General features: G+C 59.3%; 16 protein-coding genes. 4 read left to right on the forward strand and 12 right to left on the reverse strand.

Annotated elements, in window-relative coordinates:
• Nucleotides 1–313: 313 nt before the first annotated feature.
• The 4 genes from VGM18_11830 to VGM18_11845 all read right to left on the reverse strand — a co-directional run bounded on the left by VGM18_11830 (nucleotide 314) and on the right by VGM18_11845 (nucleotide 3,921).
• A complete protein-coding gene (locus VGM18_11830; protein HEY3973687.1) occupies nucleotides 314–1,093 on the reverse strand; it encodes a carbohydrate-binding family 9-like protein in 780 nt (259 codons plus the stop codon).
• Between the two features lie 76 nt (nucleotides 1,094–1,169).
• Nucleotides 1,170–2,249, reverse strand: a complete 1,080-nt coding sequence (gene prfA, locus VGM18_11835; GenBank protein ID HEY3973688.1) for a peptide chain release factor 1 — start codon at nucleotides 2,247–2,249, stop codon at nucleotides 1,170–1,172.
• 46 nt (nucleotides 2,250–2,295) lie between these two features.
• Complete coding sequence (locus tag VGM18_11840; protein HEY3973689.1) at nucleotides 2,296–2,658, reverse strand: four helix bundle protein; 363 nt, start codon at nucleotides 2,656–2,658, stop codon at nucleotides 2,296–2,298.
• A gap of 141 nt (nucleotides 2,659–2,799) precedes the next feature.
• The gene (locus tag VGM18_11845; protein ID HEY3973690.1) at nucleotides 2,800–3,921 is read right to left on the reverse strand and encodes a DUF1385 domain-containing protein; all 1,122 of its coding nucleotides are present in this window, start codon (nucleotides 3,919–3,921) and stop codon (nucleotides 2,800–2,802) included.
• Nucleotides 3,922–4,119: 198 nt separating this feature from the next.
• Between VGM18_11845 and VGM18_11850 the strand changes: the two genes are divergently transcribed.
• Nucleotides 4,120–5,922 carry an ATP-dependent DNA ligase gene (locus tag VGM18_11850; protein ID HEY3973691.1) on the forward strand — a complete coding sequence of 601 codons (1,803 nt, stop codon included), beginning with the start codon at nucleotides 4,120–4,122 and terminating at the stop codon, nucleotides 5,920–5,922.
• 164 nt (nucleotides 5,923–6,086) lie between these two features.
• On the opposite strand, the gene VGM18_11855 is transcribed toward VGM18_11850, so the two are convergent.
• Both VGM18_11855 and VGM18_11860 read right to left on the reverse strand, forming a co-directional pair.
• The gene (locus VGM18_11855; protein HEY3973692.1) at nucleotides 6,087–6,731 is read right to left on the reverse strand and encodes a nuclear transport factor 2 family protein; all 645 of its coding nucleotides are present in this window, start codon (nucleotides 6,729–6,731) and stop codon (nucleotides 6,087–6,089) included.
• Between the two features lie 36 nt (nucleotides 6,732–6,767).
• Nucleotides 6,768–7,718, reverse strand: a complete 951-nt coding sequence (locus VGM18_11860; protein ID HEY3973693.1) for a cation diffusion facilitator family transporter — start codon at nucleotides 7,716–7,718, stop codon at nucleotides 6,768–6,770.
• 134 nt (nucleotides 7,719–7,852) lie between these two features.
• On the opposite strand from VGM18_11860, the gene VGM18_11865 reads away from it, so the two are divergent.
• The 3 genes from VGM18_11865 (at nucleotide 7,853) to VGM18_11875 (ending at nucleotide 12,067) form a co-directional block, all read left to right on the forward strand.
• Nucleotides 7,853–10,258, forward strand: a complete 2,406-nt coding sequence (locus tag VGM18_11865; protein ID HEY3973694.1) for a chemotaxis protein CheA — start codon at nucleotides 7,853–7,855, stop codon at nucleotides 10,256–10,258.
• An 11-nt stretch (nucleotides 10,259–10,269) separates the two neighbouring features.
• Entirely contained in the window at nucleotides 10,270–10,764 is a 495-nt protein-coding gene (locus VGM18_11870; GenBank protein ID HEY3973695.1) for a chemotaxis protein CheW, read from the forward strand.
• A gap of 124 nt (nucleotides 10,765–10,888) precedes the next feature.
• Entirely contained in the window at nucleotides 10,889–12,067 is a 1,179-nt protein-coding gene (locus VGM18_11875) for a methyl-accepting chemotaxis protein (protein ID HEY3973696.1), read from the forward strand.
• 153 nt (nucleotides 12,068–12,220) lie between these two features.
• Here VGM18_11875 and VGM18_11880 read toward each other — a convergent pair whose 3' ends face one another.
• The 6 genes from VGM18_11880 to VGM18_11905 all read right to left on the reverse strand — a co-directional run bounded on the left by VGM18_11880 (nucleotide 12,221) and on the right by VGM18_11905 (nucleotide 20,699).
• Nucleotides 12,221–15,061 (reverse strand): HD domain-containing phosphohydrolase, encoded by a 2,841-nt coding sequence (locus VGM18_11880; protein HEY3973697.1) that lies wholly within the window; start codon nucleotides 15,059–15,061, stop codon nucleotides 12,221–12,223.
• A 209-nt stretch (nucleotides 15,062–15,270) separates the two neighbouring features.
• On the reverse strand, nucleotides 15,271–15,816 hold the full coding sequence (gene ilvN, locus VGM18_11885; GenBank protein HEY3973698.1) for an acetolactate synthase small subunit: 546 nt from the start codon (nucleotides 15,814–15,816) through the stop codon (nucleotides 15,271–15,273).
• A 109-nt stretch (nucleotides 15,817–15,925) separates the two neighbouring features.
• The gene (ilvB, locus tag VGM18_11890; GenBank protein ID HEY3973699.1) at nucleotides 15,926–17,647 is read right to left on the reverse strand and encodes a biosynthetic-type acetolactate synthase large subunit; all 1,722 of its coding nucleotides are present in this window, start codon (nucleotides 17,645–17,647) and stop codon (nucleotides 15,926–15,928) included.
• A gap of 394 nt (nucleotides 17,648–18,041) precedes the next feature.
• The gene (locus tag VGM18_11895) at nucleotides 18,042–18,374 is read right to left on the reverse strand and encodes a cupin domain-containing protein (protein HEY3973700.1); all 333 of its coding nucleotides are present in this window, start codon (nucleotides 18,372–18,374) and stop codon (nucleotides 18,042–18,044) included.
• Between the two features lie 70 nt (nucleotides 18,375–18,444).
• Nucleotides 18,445–19,191, reverse strand: a complete 747-nt coding sequence (locus tag VGM18_11900; protein ID HEY3973701.1) for a nucleotidyltransferase family protein — start codon at nucleotides 19,189–19,191, stop codon at nucleotides 18,445–18,447.
• A gap of 23 nt (nucleotides 19,192–19,214) precedes the next feature.
• Nucleotides 19,215–20,699 (reverse strand): RNase adapter RapZ, encoded by a 1,485-nt coding sequence (locus VGM18_11905; GenBank protein ID HEY3973702.1) that lies wholly within the window; start codon nucleotides 20,697–20,699, stop codon nucleotides 19,215–19,217.
• Between the last annotated feature and the right edge of the window lie 140 nt (nucleotides 20,700–20,839).

Here is a 20,839-nt window from a genome sequence, read left to right on the forward strand (position 1 = left end):
GCGGTCAGTGCAGCGATTGCTTCCGGCGAGTGGTTTTCAAACGCCGCAAGCGGCACCACCTCGGTGTAGAAGCGGCGGACGGGGCCCTCGCCATACGCAAGATGCTGCTGGCGCGTGGTCGCGGCCTGCCAGATCGGGTTCGCGAGTGCCGTATTCGCTGTGATGGCCATGCACCTAATGATGACTGAGGAAAGCCTCTCGATGCGGAACTCGATTGCCAGCCATCGCGCGCGAGGGATTGAGTTACAAACGATGAACCCAAAGACTTACACCTCAGGCAGCCGCATCGCCAGGGAGGAGTGGGCCTCAAGCACTAGCGGAAGTGCAGATAACCCCAACGCTCCGGCACGTGCATGTTGATGACGCCCTGCGGCGACCACACCCAGTTGTCTTCCTTCGGATTGCCGGGCGTCCACTCCACGCGGCTGAAGTTGATGCGCCACACGGTGCCGGGCTGCGGCACGGGGACTGGCTGGCGGGAGTTGAAGGCGGTCAGAGGATAGGCTATCTCGAGTGTCCAGCCGCGGTCGGTATCGCCGGGATTGTTCAGCGTGCCTTGAACGGCGACCTCGGTCTTCAGTCCGGCGATGTCCCAACTGTTGTCGGGCTTGCCGCCCTCGCTGTATGGCTTCGGCAGAAAGAGGTCCCAGCCGGTATTGAGCGCGTTCATCTCGAATTCGTAGTAGCTCTCCGTCTCCGGCAGCGGTTTGATGAAGACTTCGAAGTCGTTGTCTTTGAAGATGACGGAATCATGTTTCGTCAGCGTGGCGGTGACGTTTGGCTCCTCTAACTCCGCGGCGATGTAGAGATAGTGGTCATCCCACAGCATCTTTGCGCGCGTGCGGAAACGCGGCGTGGGCTTCTGGGCATCCCCGGGCTTCTTGGCATCTTCGATGTCGACGAAATTGGAGGTCCACTTCGCCTTCTTCCACGCCGCGTCGTCCAGCTTGCCATCGATGCGGATCGGCGTTTTTGTGCGGTAGCAGTCATACGACAGCGGGGCAGGCGCAGGCTGTGCGTGTGCGGTCGTAGCGAGAAATGTTGCGAGGCAGATGGCCGTAAGTTTACCCATCGTCGGTAGCGTCTTGCCCATGGACCGTTGTTTCCAAAATATAGATCGCTGGCACTACAGGTCCTTCGCTTCGCTCAGGATGACACGACCCGTTGCATTAGGCGATGTTGGCCGTCTCCGCCTTCAGCCGCTCCGCCTGGAAGTGCGCGACAACCGCATCGATCACCGGTTGCAGCCTGCCCTCCATGATCTCGGCGAGCTGGTGCAGAGTCAGGCCGATGCGGTGATCGGTCAGGCGGTTCTGCGGGAAGTTATAGGTGCGGATCTTCTCTGACCGGTCTCCGGAGCCGACCTGCTGCTTGCGCTCCTGCGCGAGCGCAGCCTGCTGCTTCTCCTGCTCGACTTCGTAAAGGCGCGCACGCAGCACGCGCATGCCCTTCTCGCGGTTCTTGATCTGCGACTTCTCGTCCTGACAGCTCACCACGGTGCCGGTCGGGATGTGCGTGATGCGCACCGCCGAGTAGGTCGTGTTCACCGACTGGCCGCCGGGGCCGGAGGAGCAGAAGGTGTCGATGCGCAGATCTTTGGCTTCGATCTTGATGTCGACGTCTTCGGCTTCCGGCAGCACGGCGACGGTGACCGCCGAAGTGTGGACGCGCCCCTGCTGCTCGGTCGCGGGTACGCGCTGCACGCGGTGTACGCCGCTTTCGTATTTGAGCTGAGAGAAGACGCGGTTGCCTTCGATGATGGCGATGACTTCTTTCAGGCCGCCGGCAGACGATTCGGAAGATGACAGCACTTCGACCTTCCAGCGCTGCGTCTCGGCGTAGCGCGTGTACATGCGGAAGATTTCGGCGGCGAAGAGGGTGGCTTCGTCTCCGCCGGTGCCAGCGCGGATTTCGAGGATGATATTTTTTTCGTCGTTGGGATCTTTGGGCAGCAGCAGCACTTTCAAATCCGCTTCAACGGTGCCGACGCGGGCTTCGAGTTGCGTGAGTTCGTCCTGCGCATAGGCGCGCATCTCGGGATCTTTTTCGTCGGCCAGCATGGCCTTGCTGTCGGCGATCCCTTTGGTCAGGTCTTTGTATTCGCGATATTTTTCGACAATGGGCGCGATTTCCGCATGGGCCTTGGCAGTCTTCTGGTAGCGCGCCGAATCGTTGACGATGTCGGGCGAGGCGAGAGCCTGGGTCAGCTCTTCGTAACGGGCTTCGATTTGATCGAGTCTCTCAAACATGGGAAAACGTCTTCGGTCGTCGGTCTTCGGTCGTCAGCAAAAAGTGTCATGCCGCCTCTGAGAGTGCGTTCAGGAGGCCGGCCAAACTCTTGGCGACTTGAGTTGCGGCGCTCTGTAAACTGTGCGACTGCTCCGGCGATAAGTATTGTAGCTTGCCGGCCAGCAGGATTTGCGTTTCAAGCTCCATCAGCGATCCACGCGCGTGAAACAGAAACCGACTGAACTCCTTATCGGACCGGTGTCCCTTGCCTTCGGCGATATTGCTCGGCACCGAAACTGCGGCTCGACGCATTTGGCTGGCTAGTCCATAAAGCTCGTGTTTTGGGAATGCTTCTGTTCCCTGATAAACAACTACGGCCAGTTCCATGGCTTGTTGCCAGACTCTCAATTCTCGGAAAGATGCGCTCATCGGTTTCCTCCGAGTAAAAACGTTACGTCATATAACAATCCGCCGATCGCCGAATCGAAGAAATATTTTGCAGTGGTTCCAATCTGGTCCCATCAGCGTGTAGGGGTTAGCCGACGACCGAAGGCTGACGACCGACGACCCCTAGGCAATCACCAACTCGCCGCCGCGCTCTTTTTCCAGCAACATGGCCTGGTCGAGGGCGGTGATGGCGCATTGGGCCATTTCGTCCGAGGGCGGTTTGGTGGTGATGCGCTGGAGCCACAGGCCGGGGGCGGTCATCAGGGCGAAGAGCGATCCGCGGTGTTTGGCGGCGAAGCGGATGATCTCGTAGGAGACTCCGGCGATGATGGGGAGCAGCGCGATGCGCGACGCGAAGCGAGCCCAGAACGTGGTCCACGGGATCAGCATGTAGAAGGCGATCGAGATCAGCATCACGGTCATGAGAAAGCTGGTGCCGCAGCGGGGATGGTACGTGGAATATTTCTGCACTTCTGTTGTCGTGAGCGGGTCACCGTTTTCGAAGGCGAAAACGGTTTTGTGTTCGGCGCCGTGATATTCGTAGACGCGTCGAATATCTTTCCAGAGAGATACGCCCCAGATGAAGAACAGGAAGAGAACGAGGCGGATGCCGCCGTCGATCAGGTTGAAAATAATTCTGCCGCCCAGGGCGGGGTCGATCTTTTTTAGCTCCGTCGCCGCCAGCAGGGGAAGATATTTGTACATGAAGATGAAGAAGGCGAGGGAGATGAGGAGATTGCCCATCGCCAGCCAGTTGCTGACGGTGGCGGCTTTTTCGCGGGAGTTGGTCGGTGCCGAGGATTTTGCTGCCGGCAGTTGGGAAGGTTCCGCCTTGCTTCGCTCGGCGGGACGGACGAATGCGTCCGTCCCCACGTGGTCCGTCCCCACATGGTCCGTCGTTGCCACATGAGAGTCTTCTTCCTGCATGATGTCTTCGATGGCTACGTTGGCGGAGAAGCGGAGGGCGCGGTAGCCGAGATTCATGGCGTAGCCGAGGGTCATTACGCCGCGTAGGATGGGCCAGGCCATCCACTTATGTTTTTCCGAGGGGCGCTCCAGCGGCTCGCTCATGGTGACGACTTCGCCGGAAGGTTTGCGGCAGGCGATCGCCCAGGCGTGCGGCGAGCGCATCATAACGCCTTCGAGCACGGCTTGTCCGCCGACCAGGGTTTCTTCTCCGCTCTCAAGGGCGGGCAGAAGTTGCACGGCGGCGAGGAATCGCAAGTAATTGGCTAGCTTACGCACGACTGTTGGATGCTCCTGGTATTGGATGCTGCTGGCAAAAGACACGACGCAGGTTCTAGGGTATCACAGGCCTGGGCCGTTTAAGATTGCGATGTGGGCTGGCTAAGTTCAAGAAGCCGCAATAGTTAATGGGGGCGCACAGCGCGTGGGCGAGTCGCCCCCGCTACAGCCGGCGGGACGCCGGCGCTACGGAGATGCATGCTGAAGTTCGCGACTACCTGCGAGGCGATTGCCGGGACTACGAAGAAGCTGCTGAAGACTGGGATCGTAGCGGATTATTTGAAGTCTCGCACGATCGAGGAGGCGGCGGTGTCGGCGGTGTTTCTTTCGGGGCGCGCGTTTCCGGCGTGGGAAGAGACTACGCTGCAAGTTGGCGGGCGAGCGCTGTGGCGGATCGTCGAGAAGTTGTCGGGAAAAGACGAGGGCGTGCTGACGGCGGCTTATCGGAAGCATGGCGACTTGGGAGCGGTCGCGGGAGAGATGCTTTTCCCGCGCGAGGGTCAAGGCCTCGATTTGTTAGCAGTAGAGCGCATGTTTCGTGAGATTGCGGCGGCACGGGGTCCGGCAGCGAAGGCGGTGATGGTTCGCGATCTGCTTTCGCGGGCTACGCCGCTCGAAGCGAAGTACGTCGTGAAGATCATGACCGGCGATCTGCGGATCGGGCTGAAAGAGAGCCTGGTTGAGGAGGCGATTGCGCGAGCTTACGGGGGCACGTTGGCAGAAGTGCAGCGTGCCAATATGCTGCTGGGCGATCTCGGGGAGACGGTGCGGTTGGCGGCGCAGGGCAGGCTGGGCGAAGCGAAGATGCGGATGTTCCATCCGCTGGGATTCATGCTGGCCAGTCCGATTGAGTCGGCGGAAGAAGGGCTGAATTATTTTGCGGAAGCGGCGGTTGAAGATAAGTATGACGGCATTCGCGCGCAGGCGCATGTGGCGGAGGGCGAGGTGAAAATTTTTTCGCGCACGCGGGATGAAATCACGGAGTCGTTCCCCGAGTTGCCGGAGGCGCTGGCTGGGCTGCGGCAGGATGCGATTCTCGACGGAGAGATCGTTGCCTGGGAATATCCCGAACATCTTTCGGATGCGCGGGAAATAGTGGATGGCGCGGTTTCCGACGCCGGCGAGCGGAAGGCGATGAACCCGAATGCGATGGAAATGGATGCGATGAAGCTGGGCCGGGCGCGGCCATTTACTTTCCTTCAACAGAGGCTGGGAAGAAAGAAAGTCAGCGAGGAATTGCTGCGGGAGATTCCGGTGGCGTTCCTGGCATTCGATGTGCTTTATGCGGGCGGGGAGTTGGTGATGGATCGTCCGCTGCGGGAGCGGGCAGGGATTTTGGATGTATTGCTGGCTGAACGCAAAACCCTTAACCACAGAGGGCACAGAGGATCACAGGGGTTGCTCGGCTTCGAGAAGGGAGGATCGAAGTTCGCGGCTCAGGTTATTCGAGCACCCGTTTTCCGCGCGGCATCGCCTGACGAACTAGAAGTGCTTTTCGCCGCGGCGCAGGAGCGCGGGAATGAAGGGTTGATGATCAAGGATCTCGACTCGGTCTATTCTCCCGGCAAGCGCGGCAAGGCGTGGCTGAAGATGAAGCGGGAACTGGCGACGCTCGATGTGGTTGTGACCGCGGTCGAGTATGGGCACGGCAAGCGCATCGGCGTGCTCAGCGACTATACGTTTGCGGTCTGGGACAGAAGGGCAGACTCGAGTGAAGCCAAGCTCGTGAACATCGGCAAGGCCTATTCTGGTTTGACCGACGCCGAGATCGCCGAGATGACGCAGTGGTTTCTGGAGCACGCTGTTGAAGATCAGGGATTCAGGCTCGTAGTCGAGCCGAAGATCGTGCTGGAAGTGGCGTTCAACAATATGATGAAGTCCGACCGGCACGAGAGCGGATACGCGCTGCGGTTCCCGAGGATTGTGCGGCTGCGTCCGGATAAATCGGCGGAAGAGGCGGACACGCTGGAGCGGGCGCGGGAAATTTTCGAGAATCAGTAACTTTCAACCATCTAGTCGACATCTTGGCTTTCGCGCCGCGCCCGTTGAGCGTGAGATCCCTTCGACTTCGCTCAGGGCAGGCTCTTCGCTCCGCCTGAAAAACGGCTGCACTCAGGATGACACCGCAGTCCGGAAAGCCAAACTTCACCACTGCCAATCAATAATCAATGAGACATAGACGTTGCCGACGCGGCGACGCATACCCAAGAACCGCCCCGGCTGACCCAGGTATCGACGAAACGATCGCGCTCAACGTAAGACTTGCCGTTCTTGACTTCCCTTCTGCGAAAGACTCCGGTGGCGACGGCGACGTCGCCGAACACATAGACGGAAATCGATTCAGGCTCGGCTTGTTGTTCGTCGGATGGGGCCGAGGCGTCGATGCTCGCGAGAAATCCCGAACGGGATTGAAGACTGCCATCGTCATTCACGAGAACGATCGAGTCGTGCAGGATTTCAGTCAGCGCTTTCTTATCGCGAAACTTATAGGCCTGATTCCAGGCCTTCTCGAGGGCGATGATTTTGGACACTGCGGCATCCGATTTGTCCTGGGCGGCAAGCGGGGCGACCGGGATTAAAGCGGCGAAGATTAAGCCCAAGGCATAGGGATACATCAGCTTCATAAAACGACTATCGGCTGGGATGGGGATGTGCTTGAGCATTTGAGCTTTCTTGTAACGATCGGATTTCGGCAAAGTCAAAACCGGCGCGGCAGGCGGCACGGGTTCCCACTCTTCGCAAAGAACGCAGTATGCGGCACCTTCAATGTTGATTGCGCCGGTAAAGTCGAAAGCACGCGCCCACGGCATTTTAATGCCTTGCGCTGAATTTGGACAGGCTGTTCGTTAATGGCTATGGTGGTGCTCCTGGCTCTCGCTTACCGGGATCACGCAACCGTGGGCCACTTCGCAGACGGCGTGCTCGAACTGGATGGTGGTGTGGACGATGCGGAAATCGTGAGTGAGGCGTTCTTTCACGTCGCGCAGAATGCGCTCGCTGACCGACGGTGGAATGTCAGCGATCGATACGTGGCAGGAGAGCGCGTGGGATTCCGAGCCGATGCTCCAGACGTGCAGGTCGTGAACGTCATTGACGCCTTCGACCGAACAGATCGAGGCTGCGATTTTATCCAGTTGCATGCCGCGGGGCGTGCCTTCGAGCAGGATGTTGAGCGTCTCGCGCACGATGCCAAAGCCCGACCAGAGGATCAGGACGCCGATACCGAAGGAGAGAGCAGAATCGATCCAATATTGCCCGGTGGCTAAAATCGCCCAGCCGCCGGCGATGACGGCGGCGGTTGATAGTGTGTCGCCGACTTCATGCAGCAAAGCGCTGCGAATGTTGACGTCACCGCTGGAGGCTCCGCTTCGAGCCGAGCGATAAAGCAGGAGCGCGATTGCGCCATTCATCACTACGCCGGCGGCTGCAACCCACATCATGACGGTGGCCTGCACGGGTTGGGGATGCTGCACGCGCCGGAAGGCTTCGTAGAAGATGAAGAAGGAAACCGCGACCAGCGAGGTAGCGTTGACCAGCGCAGCGAGCACGCCGGCGCGATGATATCCATAGGTCTTGGTGGCGCTGGCCGGACGCGCCTGAAAATAGACCGCAACCAGCGAGAGCAGCAGGGCCAGAAAGTCGGAAAGATTATGACCGGCTTCGGAGAGCAGCGCCAGGGAATGGGCGCGGATGCCGGCCACGACCAGCAGCACGATGTAGGCCAGGGTCACACCCAGCGAGGTCTTCAGAACTCGGGTCGTGGTCGCGCCACCTGTGCCATGACTGTGCCCGTGCATGCTTCCAGTGTAAGGGTGCTGAAGACGGGCTTCAAGGGAAGGCGGGCCGTCGTATTCCGCAACGTCCGAAGGAGGCTGGAGGCGTCGCACGCTTAAGTTGTTTCCGCAGGCAGCCGATGTGGAGCAGAGACTCTATGGACGAGATCGTTAAGGATTTTCTTATCGAGAGCGGCGAGAACCTGGACCGACTGGATCAGGAACTGGTGAAACTGGAGAGCGAGCCCTCGTCCAAGGAATTGTTAGACAGCGTCTTCCGGACGATTCATACCATTAAGGGGACGTGCGGTTTTCTGGGCTTTACCCGGCTGGAAAAGCTGACGCACGCGGGCGAGAACCTGTTGTCACGGCTGCGCGACGGCGAAATCGGGCTGAATGCGAAAGTCACCAGTGGTTTGCTGGCCATGGTCGACGGAGTGCGGCAAATGCTAGCCGCTATTCAGGATTCGGGCCATGACGGCGAGGAAAATTATGCGCCACTGATCGCAGCACTGGGACGCTTGCAAGTCGAGCAGGCTGTTGGAGCAATGCCCGAAGCGGACGCAGCCCGCGTGACTGCCGGCGACAACTCGGGTGAGATTCGCATCCTTCCGGCGGGGGAGCCCGATTGCAGGCTTGGTCCTCAAGAGTCGACGGAGCGGCCTGGCCAAATCGCGGCGCGGGGACCGATTGCACCGGTCGTGGTGGAACCCGCTGTGTCGGGGCAGCAAGCGCCGGAAAGCCGCAATCCTGAGCCCGGCAATCCTGAGTCCGGCAATTCTGAGTCGCGCAATCCTGAGTCCGGCAATCCTGAGTCTTCGGTCGAAACCATCCGCGTTGCAGTTACGCTGCTCGACCGGCTGATGAATCTGGTGGGCGAGCTGGTGCTGGCGCGGAACCAGTTGCTGCAACTCTCCGGCCGTTCGCAGGATGCCGGATTTCAGGCGGTCGCCCAGCGGATGAATCTGATCGCCACGGAGTTGCAGGGGGAAGTGATGAAGACCCGCATGCAGCCGATTGGCAATATCTGGAACAAGTTTCCGCGCACGGTTCGCGATCTTGCGCTCAGTTGCGGCAAGGAAGTCCGGCTCGAAATGGAGGGGCAGGACACGGAACTGGACCGAACCATCATTGAAGCGATCAAGGATCCTCTGACGCACCTGGTGCGCAATTCCGTGGATCACGGCGTGGAATGCGCGGCGGTGCGCCGGCGCGCGGGTAAGGACGCCGCTGGTCTGCTCAAGTTGCGGGCGTTTCACGAGGGCGGGCAGGTCAATATCGAGATCAGCGACGACGGCGCCGGTCTCGATGTGGACCGCATCCGGCAGAAGGCCATCGAGCGCGGACTCATTCCGAAGCCAGCCGCGTCGAACCAGACTTCGGCGCAGGCTTCGGCGCAGGCTTCGGCGCAGGTCTCGGGCATGGCCGAGCGGGACGTTTTCAATCTGATTTTCCTTCCCGGATTCTCGACCGCCGAAAAAGTCAGCAACGTGTCTGGTCGCGGAGTGGGCATGGATGTGGTGAAAACGAACGTCGAGAAAATCGGCGGCACGGTCGACATTCAGTCGACTCCGGGGCGGGGCACTTCCGTGCGGGTGAAAATTCCGCTGACCCTGGCCATTATTCCAGCGCTGATCGTGACTTGCGGCGGCGAACGGTTCGCCATTCCGCAAGTCAGCTTGTCGGAACTGGTGCGGCTGGACGCGGAGGAGCGGGAAACAAAAATCGAACTAGTTCATGGCGCGCCGGTGTACCGGCTGCGGGGACGTTTATTGCCGCTGGTGTATCTGGATCGGGAACTCGGAATTGGCCAGGGCGAGCAAGAAGCCAGTTCTCCCGCCGCCATCAACATCGTCGTGTTACAGGCGGAGGAGCAGCAGTTCGGCCTGATCGTGGACGAAATTACCGACACCGAGGAAATCGTGGTCAAGCCGCTGGGCAAGCAACTCAAGGGCATCAGCGCATACGCGGGCGCGACCATTATGGGGGACGGGCGAGTCGCGTTAATTCTCGATGTGCCGGGACTGGCGCAGAAGGCGCGGGTGATCGCCGAAGGACAGGAATTCGGTCATGATGAAGGGCGCTGCGGAGCCGCCGCCCAAGCCTTCCGCGAAGAACATGCTCTGTTGCTGGCCGGGAATGGAATCGAGGGGAGGGTAGCGATTCCACTTTCGATGGTAGCGCGGCTCGAGGAATTTCCCAAGTCGGTGGTGGAACTCGCCGCCGCTCAGGAAGTGATGCAGTATCGCGGACAGATCGTACCGCTGGTGCGCCTGTCCCAGATCTTCCCCAGTTCGAGCGAGGCGGAGATGCAGGAGCCGGATCGTTCCATTCAGGTTGTGGTTTATTCGGAGGGCAAACATACGGTCGGCCTGATCGTGGATCGCATCATCGACATCGTGGAAGAGCGGGCCATGGTTGAGTCGCTCACTCCGCGCGCTGGAATTGTGGGCTCGTTCGTGACTCAGCGCCACGTGACCGATCTGCTGGACCTGCCCGCGATCGTGCGCGCCGCTGTTCCCGGATTACTGGATGGACTTGATTCGCAGGCGGGCGGAATATAGGAGCGATTGCATTGGCGTTGCAACCTGTCTACACATTGTCGCAACCGTTCTGCACGTTACAGTTCTGCACCTTCCTGCTGAACGGATATTTATTCGGAGTGCCCGTGCCCGAGGTGCAGGAAGTGATCCGGTATCAGCCGATAACGCCGGTGCCGCTGGCGCCTCCGGCCGTGGTAGGCATGATCAACCTGCGGGGACAGATCGTGCTCGCCATCGATCTGCGGCACAGGCTGGCGCTGGAGAAACGTTGCGAGGGTGAACTGCCCATGAACGTGGTCGTGCGCACGCCGGATGGCGCCGTCAGCCTGCTGGTGGATGAGATCGGGGATGTGATTGAAGTCGACCACTCGACCTTCGAAGCTCCCCCGGAAACGCTGCGCGGCGCGGTGCGCGCGATGATTCTTGGGGTGCACAAACTGGATCACCGGCTGCTGCATTTACTCGACACCGGGAAAGCCTGCCAGGTACCCGACGCGGGCGACAGCCCGGTGAATGACCACCTCTAGCGGAAGCGGAACTGCCATCCACGAAATTGGAACTGCCGCCACCGGTTGAAGCCCTTTGGCCACGCTGCCGATGAGGAACCTATGTCGGTGAATGGGCTGGGGCGCACTCGCCGGAGGCAAAACCATGCGATTTACACTCGGCAAGAAACTTGGTTTGGGTTTTGGGGCGGTGCTCGGGTTGATGGTCTTGAGCACGGCGCTCAGCTACTACAAGCTGACCTGGATCATGGCCATATGCGAACTGGTCGCGCTCATCGTTGGTATCGGGATGGCGCTCCATCTGGGCCGTCGCATTTCCCGGACGACGCAATCGCTGGTGAACCAGGCGGAGGCCATTGCGGCGGGCGACCTGAGCCAGATCGATCTGGAAGTGCCTGGCGAAGACGAACTGGGAGAGCTGACCAAGGCCATCAACAAAGTGAACCACAGCCTGAGAAGCATGATCCTCGCTATCGCGGAGAATGCCCAGCACGTGGCTTCGGCCAGCCAACAACTCTCCACGAGCAGCCAGCAGATATCGGCTAACTCGGAGGGAACGTCAGCTCAAGCCAATATAGTGTCCGAGGCGACCCAGCAGGTGAGCCAGAATCTGAAGAGTCTGTCGCATGGCGCCACGGAAATGACATCGACCATCCAGTCGATCGCCGCCAATGCGCATGAAGCGGCTACGGTGGCTTCCGGCGCCATGCAGACTGCGGAGGCCGCTAATTCCACGGTGGGAAAACTGGGCGCCTCCAGCGCGGAGATTGGGGAAGTGATTAAAGTCATCACCTCGATCGCGCAGCAAACCAACCTGCTGGCGCTCAATGCCACCATCGAAGCGGCGCGCGCAGGCGAGGCGGGAAAAGGTTTCGCGGTGGTAGCCAACGAGGTAAAAGAGTTGGCCAAGCAGACGGCCAAAGCGACGGAGGACATCAGTCGCAAAATTACCGCCATTCAAACCGATACCAAGGGTGCGGTGGAGGCGATCGGCTCGATCACCACCGTCATCGGCATGGTCAATGACATATCGGCGACGATTGCAACGGCCGTTGAAGAGCAGAGCGCGACCACTACCGAGATGACGCGGAACGTGGCCGATGCGGCCAAAGGATCGGAGGAGATCACGCGCAACATCGAGGGCGTGGCGCACGGGGCTCAAAGCACCTCTGGTAGTGCGCAGGAGTCGCAGCAGGCTGCCAACGAACTCCTGGAGATGGCGGAACAACTGCGCCGTCTGGTTTCGCAATTCAAGATCAACGGCGGCCGCAGCTACCGCGCTCAAGCCGCCTTCAAGAGCATGGCCGCGTCCGCGGGAAAGTAAGGCGCGCGCAGGAACGATGCCGGGCTGAGACTAATTCCCAACGAGGCCATTTGCGCGGAGATCCTTCACTTCGCCTGAACAACGGCTCCGTTCAGGATGACAATCAAGTTGGATGACAACAGCGATCCATTCCTGAGATCACACTGTTGTTCATTAGATTTTCTTGGTCAGGCTGTCGATGTAGCGGTTGTTGAAGTATGTGGTTGTTTTCTGGACGAACTCGAGAATTTTGAACATGCGTTCGCGGCCTTCGCGATTCACTTCGCGGAACTGGACGGCAATGCCGGAACCTGGATCCAGTCGCAGCACCACACCTTCCGCCGACAAACCAGCGTCGTCCATGGAGAATCCCAGCTTGATTTTGCTGCCCGGCGGAAGGATGGTGCTGGTTTCCACGAAACAGCCTCCCATGCTGAGGTCGGTGACATTGGCGAATACAGGAGTTTTTCCAGCTTCGGTTTGCATTTCGATAGTGACCCGGCACTTCAGGCGGGGATGGGAACGGCGGTCTTTATAGGAAAGCTCTTTCTGTTTTTCAAGGTACATGCGGCGGTCGGCTTGAGTGAGCAGTTGCTCGGCGTCTTTGCCGTCTTCGGGATACAGCGCGCGCCCGACACTGAGCGAGAGAATATCTTCGCCGCAGACTTCGCTTCCCGCCTGGCGGGCCAAGGCGCGCATTTGCTCCGCTTTTTTACTCGCGGCCTCGGGGGTGAGCCCGGGCGCGATCACGACGAATTCGTCTCCGCCCATGCGGGCGACGTAGTCATATTCGCGGCAGCTATCTTTGAGGGCCTGGGCGAACAGACGTAATACGCGGTTGCCCTCCAGATGGCCGAAGCGGTCGTTGATCTGCTTGAAGCCGTCCATGTCGGAGACCATTACGGTCAGCGTGGAGTCGTCGCGCTTGCAGCGGGCGAGGTCACGATCCAGTTGCAGAAAGAGCGAACGCGCGTTGGGCAGGCCGGTAAGGTAGTCGGTGGTGGCGGAGCTTTCCGCCTGCTGATACTTGAGAGCGTTCTCGATCGACAAGGCCATCTTGCCGCTGACCGCGAGCAGAATACGCAGATGGTCGGTGGAGAAGGCGTCACGGTCGGCGCGATACAGCGCGAGCACGCCGATGACTCCGGCGATGCCCTCCAGGGGCACGGCCAGCGCCGAACGGAGCGTGCTGAATTTTGAAGGATCGTTCAGGTATCCCGGTTCGACCGACGGGTTGCCGTTGATGATCGGCTTGCGGTTGTGCGCCACCCAGCCCGAGAGGCCGTCGCCGATGGGGATTCGCAGCGAGGAAAAGAGGCGATAGTTGTCGCCGTTTACGTACTCGGGAATGAGTTCGGCGTCGCGTTTGATGTAGATCGCGATCGCGTCATAGGGAACCATGGGCTTGAGTTTCACCGAGAAGACCGAGAGCGTCTCGGTCAGGCTGAGCGATGCGCCGAGGTCCTGGCTTAGTTCGAAGAGCGATTGCGCTTCTTGCCTGGCGGCGGCGATGGAGGATAGGAAAGTCGTTTCACCTCCCGCGTAATCCGGGACATTGGTGGCGTTCTCAAATCCCGCTGCCGGTTCGTGCCCGCGCTCGATCTTGATCGAAGTGGAGAGCGGGCCGTTGGGATCCTGCGCCGATTTGGCTACAGCCAACCGCTCCAGATATTGATAGCGTTTTTGCAGAACGTCGACCACACGCGGATCAAACGACTTTCCGGATTCGGCCGCGAGTTTCTGTATGACTTCGCGCATGGGCAGAGCGCGGCGGTATTGCCGGTCTGAAGCCAGAGCGTCGAGATAATCTACGGCCGAAAGGATGCGGGCGCCGATAGGGATTTCCGCGCCCTTTAGTCCCATGGGGTAGCCGGAGCCGTCCCACTTTTCGTGGTGAGCGCGGACGATCGGCACCACCGGATACGGGAAGCGCACGCGCTCAAGAATCTCGGCGCCGACGAGCGTGTGAATTTTCATCTTCTCGAATTCTTCCGGCGTGAGGCGGCCCGGCTTTGAGATGATGTGCTCGGGTACCGCCAGCTTTCCAATGTCGTGCAGCAGAGCGGCCGCGTGGAGCGCCTCGAGTTCAGGGCCGGTCACGCCCAACTCCTTGGCCACTTCAATGGCGTAGACGCGGACGCGCTGGAGGTGCTCGTGCGTAGTGTGGTCTTTGGCTTCGATGGCCATGGCCAGGGCTTCGATCGTCCGCAGATGCAGGTTTGCCATGTCCTCGACGTGGCGCTTCTCGTCTTCCAGTTTGCCGAGATAAAGGCGATACGAGCGGTAGATGACGTAAACGGCGGGCACCAGCAGCAGCGAGGTTTCCCAGTTGAAGGTGTGATTCAGCCAGGCCACCGAGCCGGCGATTCCAGCTCCGACCAGATAGTAGGGGAACGACCAGAAATAACAGTCCACCAGAATTCGGATGAGCGGCCGGCGCTCGGTCAGCGAGATGACTGTCGCGATGGAGCCGGCGTTGGCGATGAAATAAACGATCGCGGCCAGCACCAGCAAGAGTGGATGATTCGGCAGAAGCCGGTTTGTCAGAGGATGGTGATAGACGACGTAGGCCAGCGCCGTTGAAAGCGAGCCCGCGCACACATTGAACGTCACCTGAATCGCTTTGGGGCGCTCGGGATAAAGGCATTGGGCCAGCATCGAGACGGCGCCCAGAATCAGCGTCTCGCTATAGCTGAGTTCCAGGATGCCGATGAGGATGAAAAGAAAATTTACCGACAGCGTGCCCGTGATGCCGGGCAGATTCACCTTGAGCCGCGAGGCCAGGATGGCGATGCACAGGTAGCAGATGAACTCCGCGATGTTCTTACTGGTCTGGTGAACGCCGCCGAGAATCAGCGTGGCCAGTCCGGCGATCACTACGACACTGATGAACAGCTTGGCCGGTAGAGACAGAGATCTCCACGAGCGCGAGTGCGCGGGCAGAGCTATGGGAGCGCTGGTGACGCCAGTCATCATGCGAGTAAACACACGCTGGCCCGAGGGACAGCCAGCCACTCTGGAAGGTACCAGCTAACGTGTTTAGAAACAATGATTTAGGTTGCCACGGCGCAAACTTCAGTAACCTGCCTGGGTGACTTTGGTCGCAGGTTTCCGGATGGTTTGCGAGCGGACAATCGGCTCGCGGCGAGTAAGTTCAAGCGCTGCTTCGAGTTCAGAGCTTCCCGACGACGCGGCTAGCATACCGTGCCAGAGAGGTGGGAAACTCACACGGAGTGCGAAACGTCTTCTTCGGTTACGTCTGCGCCTGTGCTCGTCGTGGCGGCGGTGGTCGAGGACTTGCCGCGGCGCATGGCTACGATTCCGGTGCGGACCATCTCGAGAACGCCGTAGGGACGCAGGACTTCGAGCAGGCCGTCGATTTTGTCTTCGGCTCCGGTGATTTCGATGGTCAGCGAGTCGGGGGCTACGTCGACGACGCGGGCGCGAAAGACGCTGGCCAGTTCCAGCACGTGCGAGCGCGCATCGTGCGTGGCCGCGACTTTGATCATCGCCAGGTCGCGGATGATCGCCGGCTGGTTGGTGATGTTTTCCACGAGCAGCACGTTGACGAGCTTGTAGAGATTGGCCTCGATGCGGCGCGCCTGATCGTGGTCGGCGTCGACGGTGATGGTCATGCGCGAGACTTCGGGCTTCTCGGTGCGGCCAACTGTGAGCGAATCGATATTGAAAGCGCGACGGCGAAACAGCGAGGCCACGCGGGTCAGGACGCCTGGTTTATTTTCTACGTAGACTACGTAAGTGTTTAGCATGGCGGTCGTTAGTCGTTAGTCGTCAGTCGTTAGCCGTTGGTCGTTAGTCGTCGGTCTTCGGTCGTCGGCCTTCGGTCTTCGGTCGTCGGCTATCTCCTTTCAGTCTCGTTTATTCGTCCCCTGCGGTTTCCACTATTTTGCTGGGGCGGCGGATCATTTCGTGCAGCGATGCTCCTGCCGCGACCATGGGATAGACCGTGTCTTCCTGCTCGACGCGGAAGTTGATGAGCACCGGGCCATCGTGCTGCTGCGCCTGATGCACCGAAGGCACGACCTGCGAGCGCCCGCTCACGGTCATGCTCTTGATGCCGTACGCTTCGCCTAGCTTTGCGAAATCCGGATTCAGGAGCGGCGTCGCGGCGTAGTTGCGCTCGTAGAAAAATTCCTGCCACTGGCGCACCATGCCTAGGAAGCCGTTGTTGATGATGGCGATGTTCACTTTCAACTTTTCCTGGACAATGGTCGCGAGTTCGCACAACGTCATCTGGAAGCCGCCATCGCCCACCACGACCCACACTTCGGCTTCCGGCCGCGCGACCTTGGCGCCGATGGCGGCGGGTAAGGCGAAGCCCATCGTTCCCAGGCCGCCGGAGGTGATCAGACTGCGCGCTTTTTCGTGCTTGTAGTATTGCGCTTCCCACATCTGGTGCTGGCCGACGTCGGTGACTACGACGGTTTCTACGTCGCGGGTCTCGCGCCACAGATCGTTGATCACGTGCGCGGCGTAGAGATGTCCGCTGTCGGGAAGGTTCTGGATGTCGCGCACGGCCGCGTCGCCCTTTAATTTGTCGATGGAATCGAGCCACTCGCTGCGGTCGATGGATTCGACGTGCGGCAGCAACTCATGCAGAACTTCGCGAAGATCGCCGACCAGGGGGACATCCACTTTGACGTTTTTATTTATTTCCGCCGGGTCGATCTCGATGTGAATCTTTTTCGCGTTCGAGGCGTAGGTTTTCAAATTGCCGGTGACGCGATCGTCGAAGCGCATGCCGAAGGCGAGAAGCAAGTCGGCTTCCTGAATCGTATGGTTGACCCAAGCCTCGCCGTGCATGCCCATCATGCCGAGGTTCAGCGGATGCGAGGCCGGGAACGCTCCCAACCCGAGCAGCGTTAGTGCTACAGGAATGCCGGTACGCTCGGCAAAGTCGCGAACCTCATTCATCGCTCCGGAAATGATGATGCCATGACCGGCTAGAATTACGGGGCGCTTGGAGTTGTGAATTAACTCGAGGGCCTGTTCATACTCCTTCTTTTCGGGCGACAGGTCGGGGCGATATCCCGGCAGTTGCGGCTTGGCGGCATCCCAGTCGAATTCGGCGGTGGTCTGCTGCGCATCTTTGGTGATGTCGATCAGCACAGGGCCGGGCCTGCCGGAGCGAGCCACATAAAAAGCTTCGCGAACGGTACGCGCCACTTCGCTCGCATGCGTTACCAGATAGTTGTGCTTGGTGATCGGAAGCGTTACGCCGGTGATATCTGTTTCCTGGAAGGCGTCGGAGCCGATCAACTTGCTGCCGACTTGTCCAGTAATGCAGACGATAGGCGATGAATCAAGCATGGCGGTGGCGATTCCCGTGACCATGTTGGTTGCGCCCGGGCCGGAAGTGGCGACGGCGACTCCGACTTTGCCGCTGGCGCGCGCGTAGCCGTCAGCCATATGGGTCGCGCCTTGCTCATGGCGCACCAGGATGTGATGGATCTTGCTGCCCTTGAGCGCGTCGTAGGCGGGAAGAATGGCTCCGCCGGGATAGCCGAAAACCGTGGTCACGCCTTCGCGTTCCAGGCACTCCCAGAGGATGCTGGCGCCGGTCATATTCTTGGTGGTCATAAATCTTGTCCTTCATTGCACTCTGCGGGGCCGGACGAATGCGTCCGGCCCTACGTGATTCCCTAAAAGCAAAACCCACCGGGCCAGCATTTCTGGCGGGGCGGGATTCGGGAGCCGTCAAGATTTCGCGTTTCTCAGCTCGCTGGTTCCCTCCACACCGGAGAGAGGGGAAAAAATCCCGCTCTCAACAGTACGACACGAAATCGATGCAAATAGCAGTTGTTCATCGCTGTCTCAAATCATTCCTGTATCAAATCATGCCTGTGTCAAGAGGTGCAGTGATGGTATCGAAGGCGGGGATGGGGTGCAAGCGGAAAGTCCGCGACGGCAGTTCGCGAGAAAAGCGCTTCCGTATTGCCGAGGGCGGTTTCGGACCACGATGTGAGCCAGCGTTCTAGAGATTTTCCTGGATGAAGCGGGGACTGAGGTGAATATCGAATTGCACCAGCGGTGAATCGCCGACCGCTTTGAAGCTGTGGATCTCGCCAGCCTTGATGACGAAGATGTCTCCCGCGCCGCCCTCGAAGGTTTGGCCGTTTACGGTCCACACTCCGCGGCCTTCACGAATGAACTGGATTTCGTCATAGGGATGGCGGTGCGGCCCCGGCCCCGATCCGGGTTTTCCGTGGAACAGGAACACCGAAACAGCAGCGTTGCCCTGCTCAGCTCCGATAAACTCGTGCGAACTACCAACAAAGGGCAGGTTCTCCTGGCGGACGTGATACATTGCGTCACTCTCCTGGCCGGATTGGATGACGTTGGACGCGGTTTGGTTCCGGGCGACGTGTGATGTACGGCTAAATCTCAACCAGCCCTTGCTGCACATCCTTGGCAGCTTGCGCCACGCTTTCGGGCCGGCCCAGATCGCGCCAATAATAGTCGTCGGCGCGAAAGGCCAGAATCTTTTCTCCTTCTCGTGCCAGGCGCAGGTAAGAATTGATAATTGAGAACGCCCCGTCCTCGGTGATTCGGGAGAGAAGGCTCGAAGAAATTACGTGCACGCCGGAGAAGGCGAGCGCCTGCATCTCATGCGGATTTCCGGCTAATTCGGCGGCGTTATCGTCTGTACGGCGGCCGCACAGTTGGCGATGCCCGTCGAACAGAAGATAGCGTGAGCTTTTGCGTTCCTGCACGGCCAGCGTAGCGAGCGCGCGCTTCTCTCGATGAGCTTGCAGCATGCGGTTCAGGTCGATGGTGCTGACGACATCTACGTTGTGCACAACGATCGGCTCATTCGAATGGGTGGAATTCTCCAGAAAAAACCACGCCGCCTGCTTGAGGCCGCCACCGGTATCGAGCAAGGTTTCTTCGCGCGAGATTTCAATCCGCATGCCGAAGTTATTGTTCTTCTTCAGATACTCAGCCACCATGTCGGCGAAGTGATGCACGTTGACGATGACTTCGGAAATGCCGAAGGTGCGCAGACGGCGGATCGTGATTTCAAGCATGGTATGACCGGCCACTTCCACCAGGGCTTTGGGACGATCGTCGGTGAGGGGACGCAGGCGCGTCCCCAGGCCGGCGGCCAGAACCATCGCTCTCATCCTCATTGTCGTTGTCATTATTGTCATTGCGGGGATTTCGCCGGAATCGATTTCCCGGCGGCAGCAGCTTCGGATTCCATTCTTTCCAGCTCGCGGTGCTGCACGACAACGGCAACGCCGCTACGCGCGCGCAACCGCTTCGCGACTTGTTCGGCGAGGTACACGGAGCGATGCTGGCCGCCGGTGCATCCAAATGAAACCATCAAATGTTTGAAGCTGCGTTGCCGATAGTTATTCACGCTGGCATCCACCAGCGACATCACGCTGGCCAGAAACTGATGCACGCTTTCCTGCTGGTTCAGATAGTCGATCACCGGCGCGTCGCGGCCCGTGAGCACCTTGAAGCGCTCTTCGCGTCCAGGATTGGGCAGGCTGCGTCCATCGAAAATGAATCCGCCGCCGTTCCCGCTTTCGTCTTTCGGCAGGCCGCGATGAAAGGAAAAACTGACAATGCGCACGACTAGATTATCCGCATCCGAGGCGAGGCCTTGCAGCTTCTCCGAGGCGAGCATGCTGTGAAAAGCGTCCATGAGCGTCGGCAGGGCGATAGGCAGGTTTACATGATGCAGCAGCCAGCGCAGATTTTTCAGCGCGTACGGCACGCTCTGCAAGAAGTGAACTTTGCGTTCGTAAAATCCGCGGAATCCGTAGGCTCCCAGCGCCTGCATGATGCGGATGTAGACGTAAGCGTAATAGTGCCGCATGAAGGCTGCGCGGGTTAAATCGTGATTCCCCCCGGCGTAGCCGGGCAGCACGTCTAGATAATGATCCAGAAGCTGTTGGCGCAGATCCGGCGGCAGATCGGCCTTGGCGTCGTAAAGGAGGGAAGCGACGTCATATTGCAGCGCGCCCTTGCGTCCGCCCTGATAGTCGAGAAAAAACGGTTGACCATCGCGGAGCATGATGTTGCGCGACTGGAAATCGCGATAGAGAAAATAATCCCGCTCCGCGCTCAACAGGAAGCTGGTGAGGTTGTCGAAGTCGTCTTCGAGCGCCTGCTCGCTGAACGGAACGCCCGCCAAGCGAAGAAAATAGTATTTAAAATAATTCAGGTCCCATGCGATCGACTGCCGGTCGAAACTTCCGCGCGGATAGCATACTTTGTAGTTCAGGTCGCGTCCGGCCTCGATTTGAAAACGCGGCAGGATGCCGATGACTTTGCGATAGGCGTCAACCGCGGGGACGGCAATTTGTCCGCCCTGGCGATGTTTCGACAAAAATTCAAAAAGCGTAGTGCTGCCGAGATCTTCTTCGAGATAAGCGCCGCGATCCAAATCTGCGGCGTAGATTTCCGGCACGGGCAAAGAGTGCTTGCGAAAATGCCGGGAGAATTCGAGAAAGGCCGCATTCTCTTCGCGCACGTCGTAGAGAATGCCGATGGCGCTGACTTTGCCGGTGGCCAGACGTACGATTTGCCGCCCCGAGCCGCCCAGTTGCCCTTGCAGCGGCTGGACGTGCTCAACTGGCGAGTGGAAGCGCTGCTCGAATAGCTTTTTGAGAATGTCCATTTGACGCTGCCGAGCGGTTTAGAGATGACGATTCATCCACTTTTATTTACTAAAGATATCATCGAAGGGCAGAAGCAAAATGCCCTGAGCATCCGCAGACGAAACATCGGTAATGGTGAACCTTTCAGCTCCACGTCCCG

It is taken from the genome of Candidatus Sulfotelmatobacter sp. (assembly GCA_036500765.1).
Lineage (GTDB): Bacteria > Acidobacteriota > Terriglobia > Terriglobales > Acidobacteriaceae > Sulfotelmatobacter.

Excerpts from the sequence above, each read along its gene's own strand:
- VGM18_11830 (HEY3973687.1), bottom strand. The coding sequence starts at position 1,093 with ATGGGCAAGACGCTACCGACGATGGGTAAACTTACGGCCATCTGCCTC.
- prfA (HEY3973688.1), bottom strand. The coding sequence starts at position 2,249 with ATGTTTGAGAGACTCGATCAAATCGAAGCCCGTTACGAAGAGCTGACC.
- VGM18_11840 (HEY3973689.1), bottom strand. The coding sequence starts at position 2,658 with ATGAGCGCATCTTTCCGAGAATTGAGAGTCTGGCAACAAGCCATGGAA.
- VGM18_11850 (HEY3973691.1), top strand. The coding sequence starts at position 4,120 with ATGCTGAAGTTCGCGACTACCTGCGAGGCGATTGCCGGGACTACGAAG.
- VGM18_11855 (HEY3973692.1), bottom strand. The coding sequence starts at position 6,731 with ATGCCGTGGGCGCGTGCTTTCGACTTTACCGGCGCAATCAACATTGAA.
- VGM18_11860 (HEY3973693.1), bottom strand. The coding sequence starts at position 7,718 with ATGCACGGGCACAGTCATGGCACAGGTGGCGCGACCACGACCCGAGTT.
- VGM18_11865 (HEY3973694.1), top strand. The coding sequence starts at position 7,853 with ATGGACGAGATCGTTAAGGATTTTCTTATCGAGAGCGGCGAGAACCTG.
- VGM18_11875 (HEY3973696.1), top strand. The coding sequence starts at position 10,889 with ATGCGATTTACACTCGGCAAGAAACTTGGTTTGGGTTTTGGGGCGGTG.
- ilvN (HEY3973698.1), bottom strand. The coding sequence starts at position 15,816 with ATGCTAAACACTTACGTAGTCTACGTAGAAAATAAACCAGGCGTCCTG.
- ilvB (HEY3973699.1), bottom strand. The coding sequence starts at position 17,647 with ATGACCACCAAGAATATGACCGGCGCCAGCATCCTCTGGGAGTGCCTG.
- VGM18_11895 (HEY3973700.1), bottom strand. The coding sequence starts at position 18,374 with ATGTATCACGTCCGCCAGGAGAACCTGCCCTTTGTTGGTAGTTCGCAC.
- VGM18_11900 (HEY3973701.1), bottom strand. The coding sequence starts at position 19,191 with ATGAGAGCGATGGTTCTGGCCGCCGGCCTGGGGACGCGCCTGCGTCCC.
- VGM18_11905 (HEY3973702.1), bottom strand. The coding sequence starts at position 20,699 with ATGGACATTCTCAAAAAGCTATTCGAGCAGCGCTTCCACTCGCCAGTT.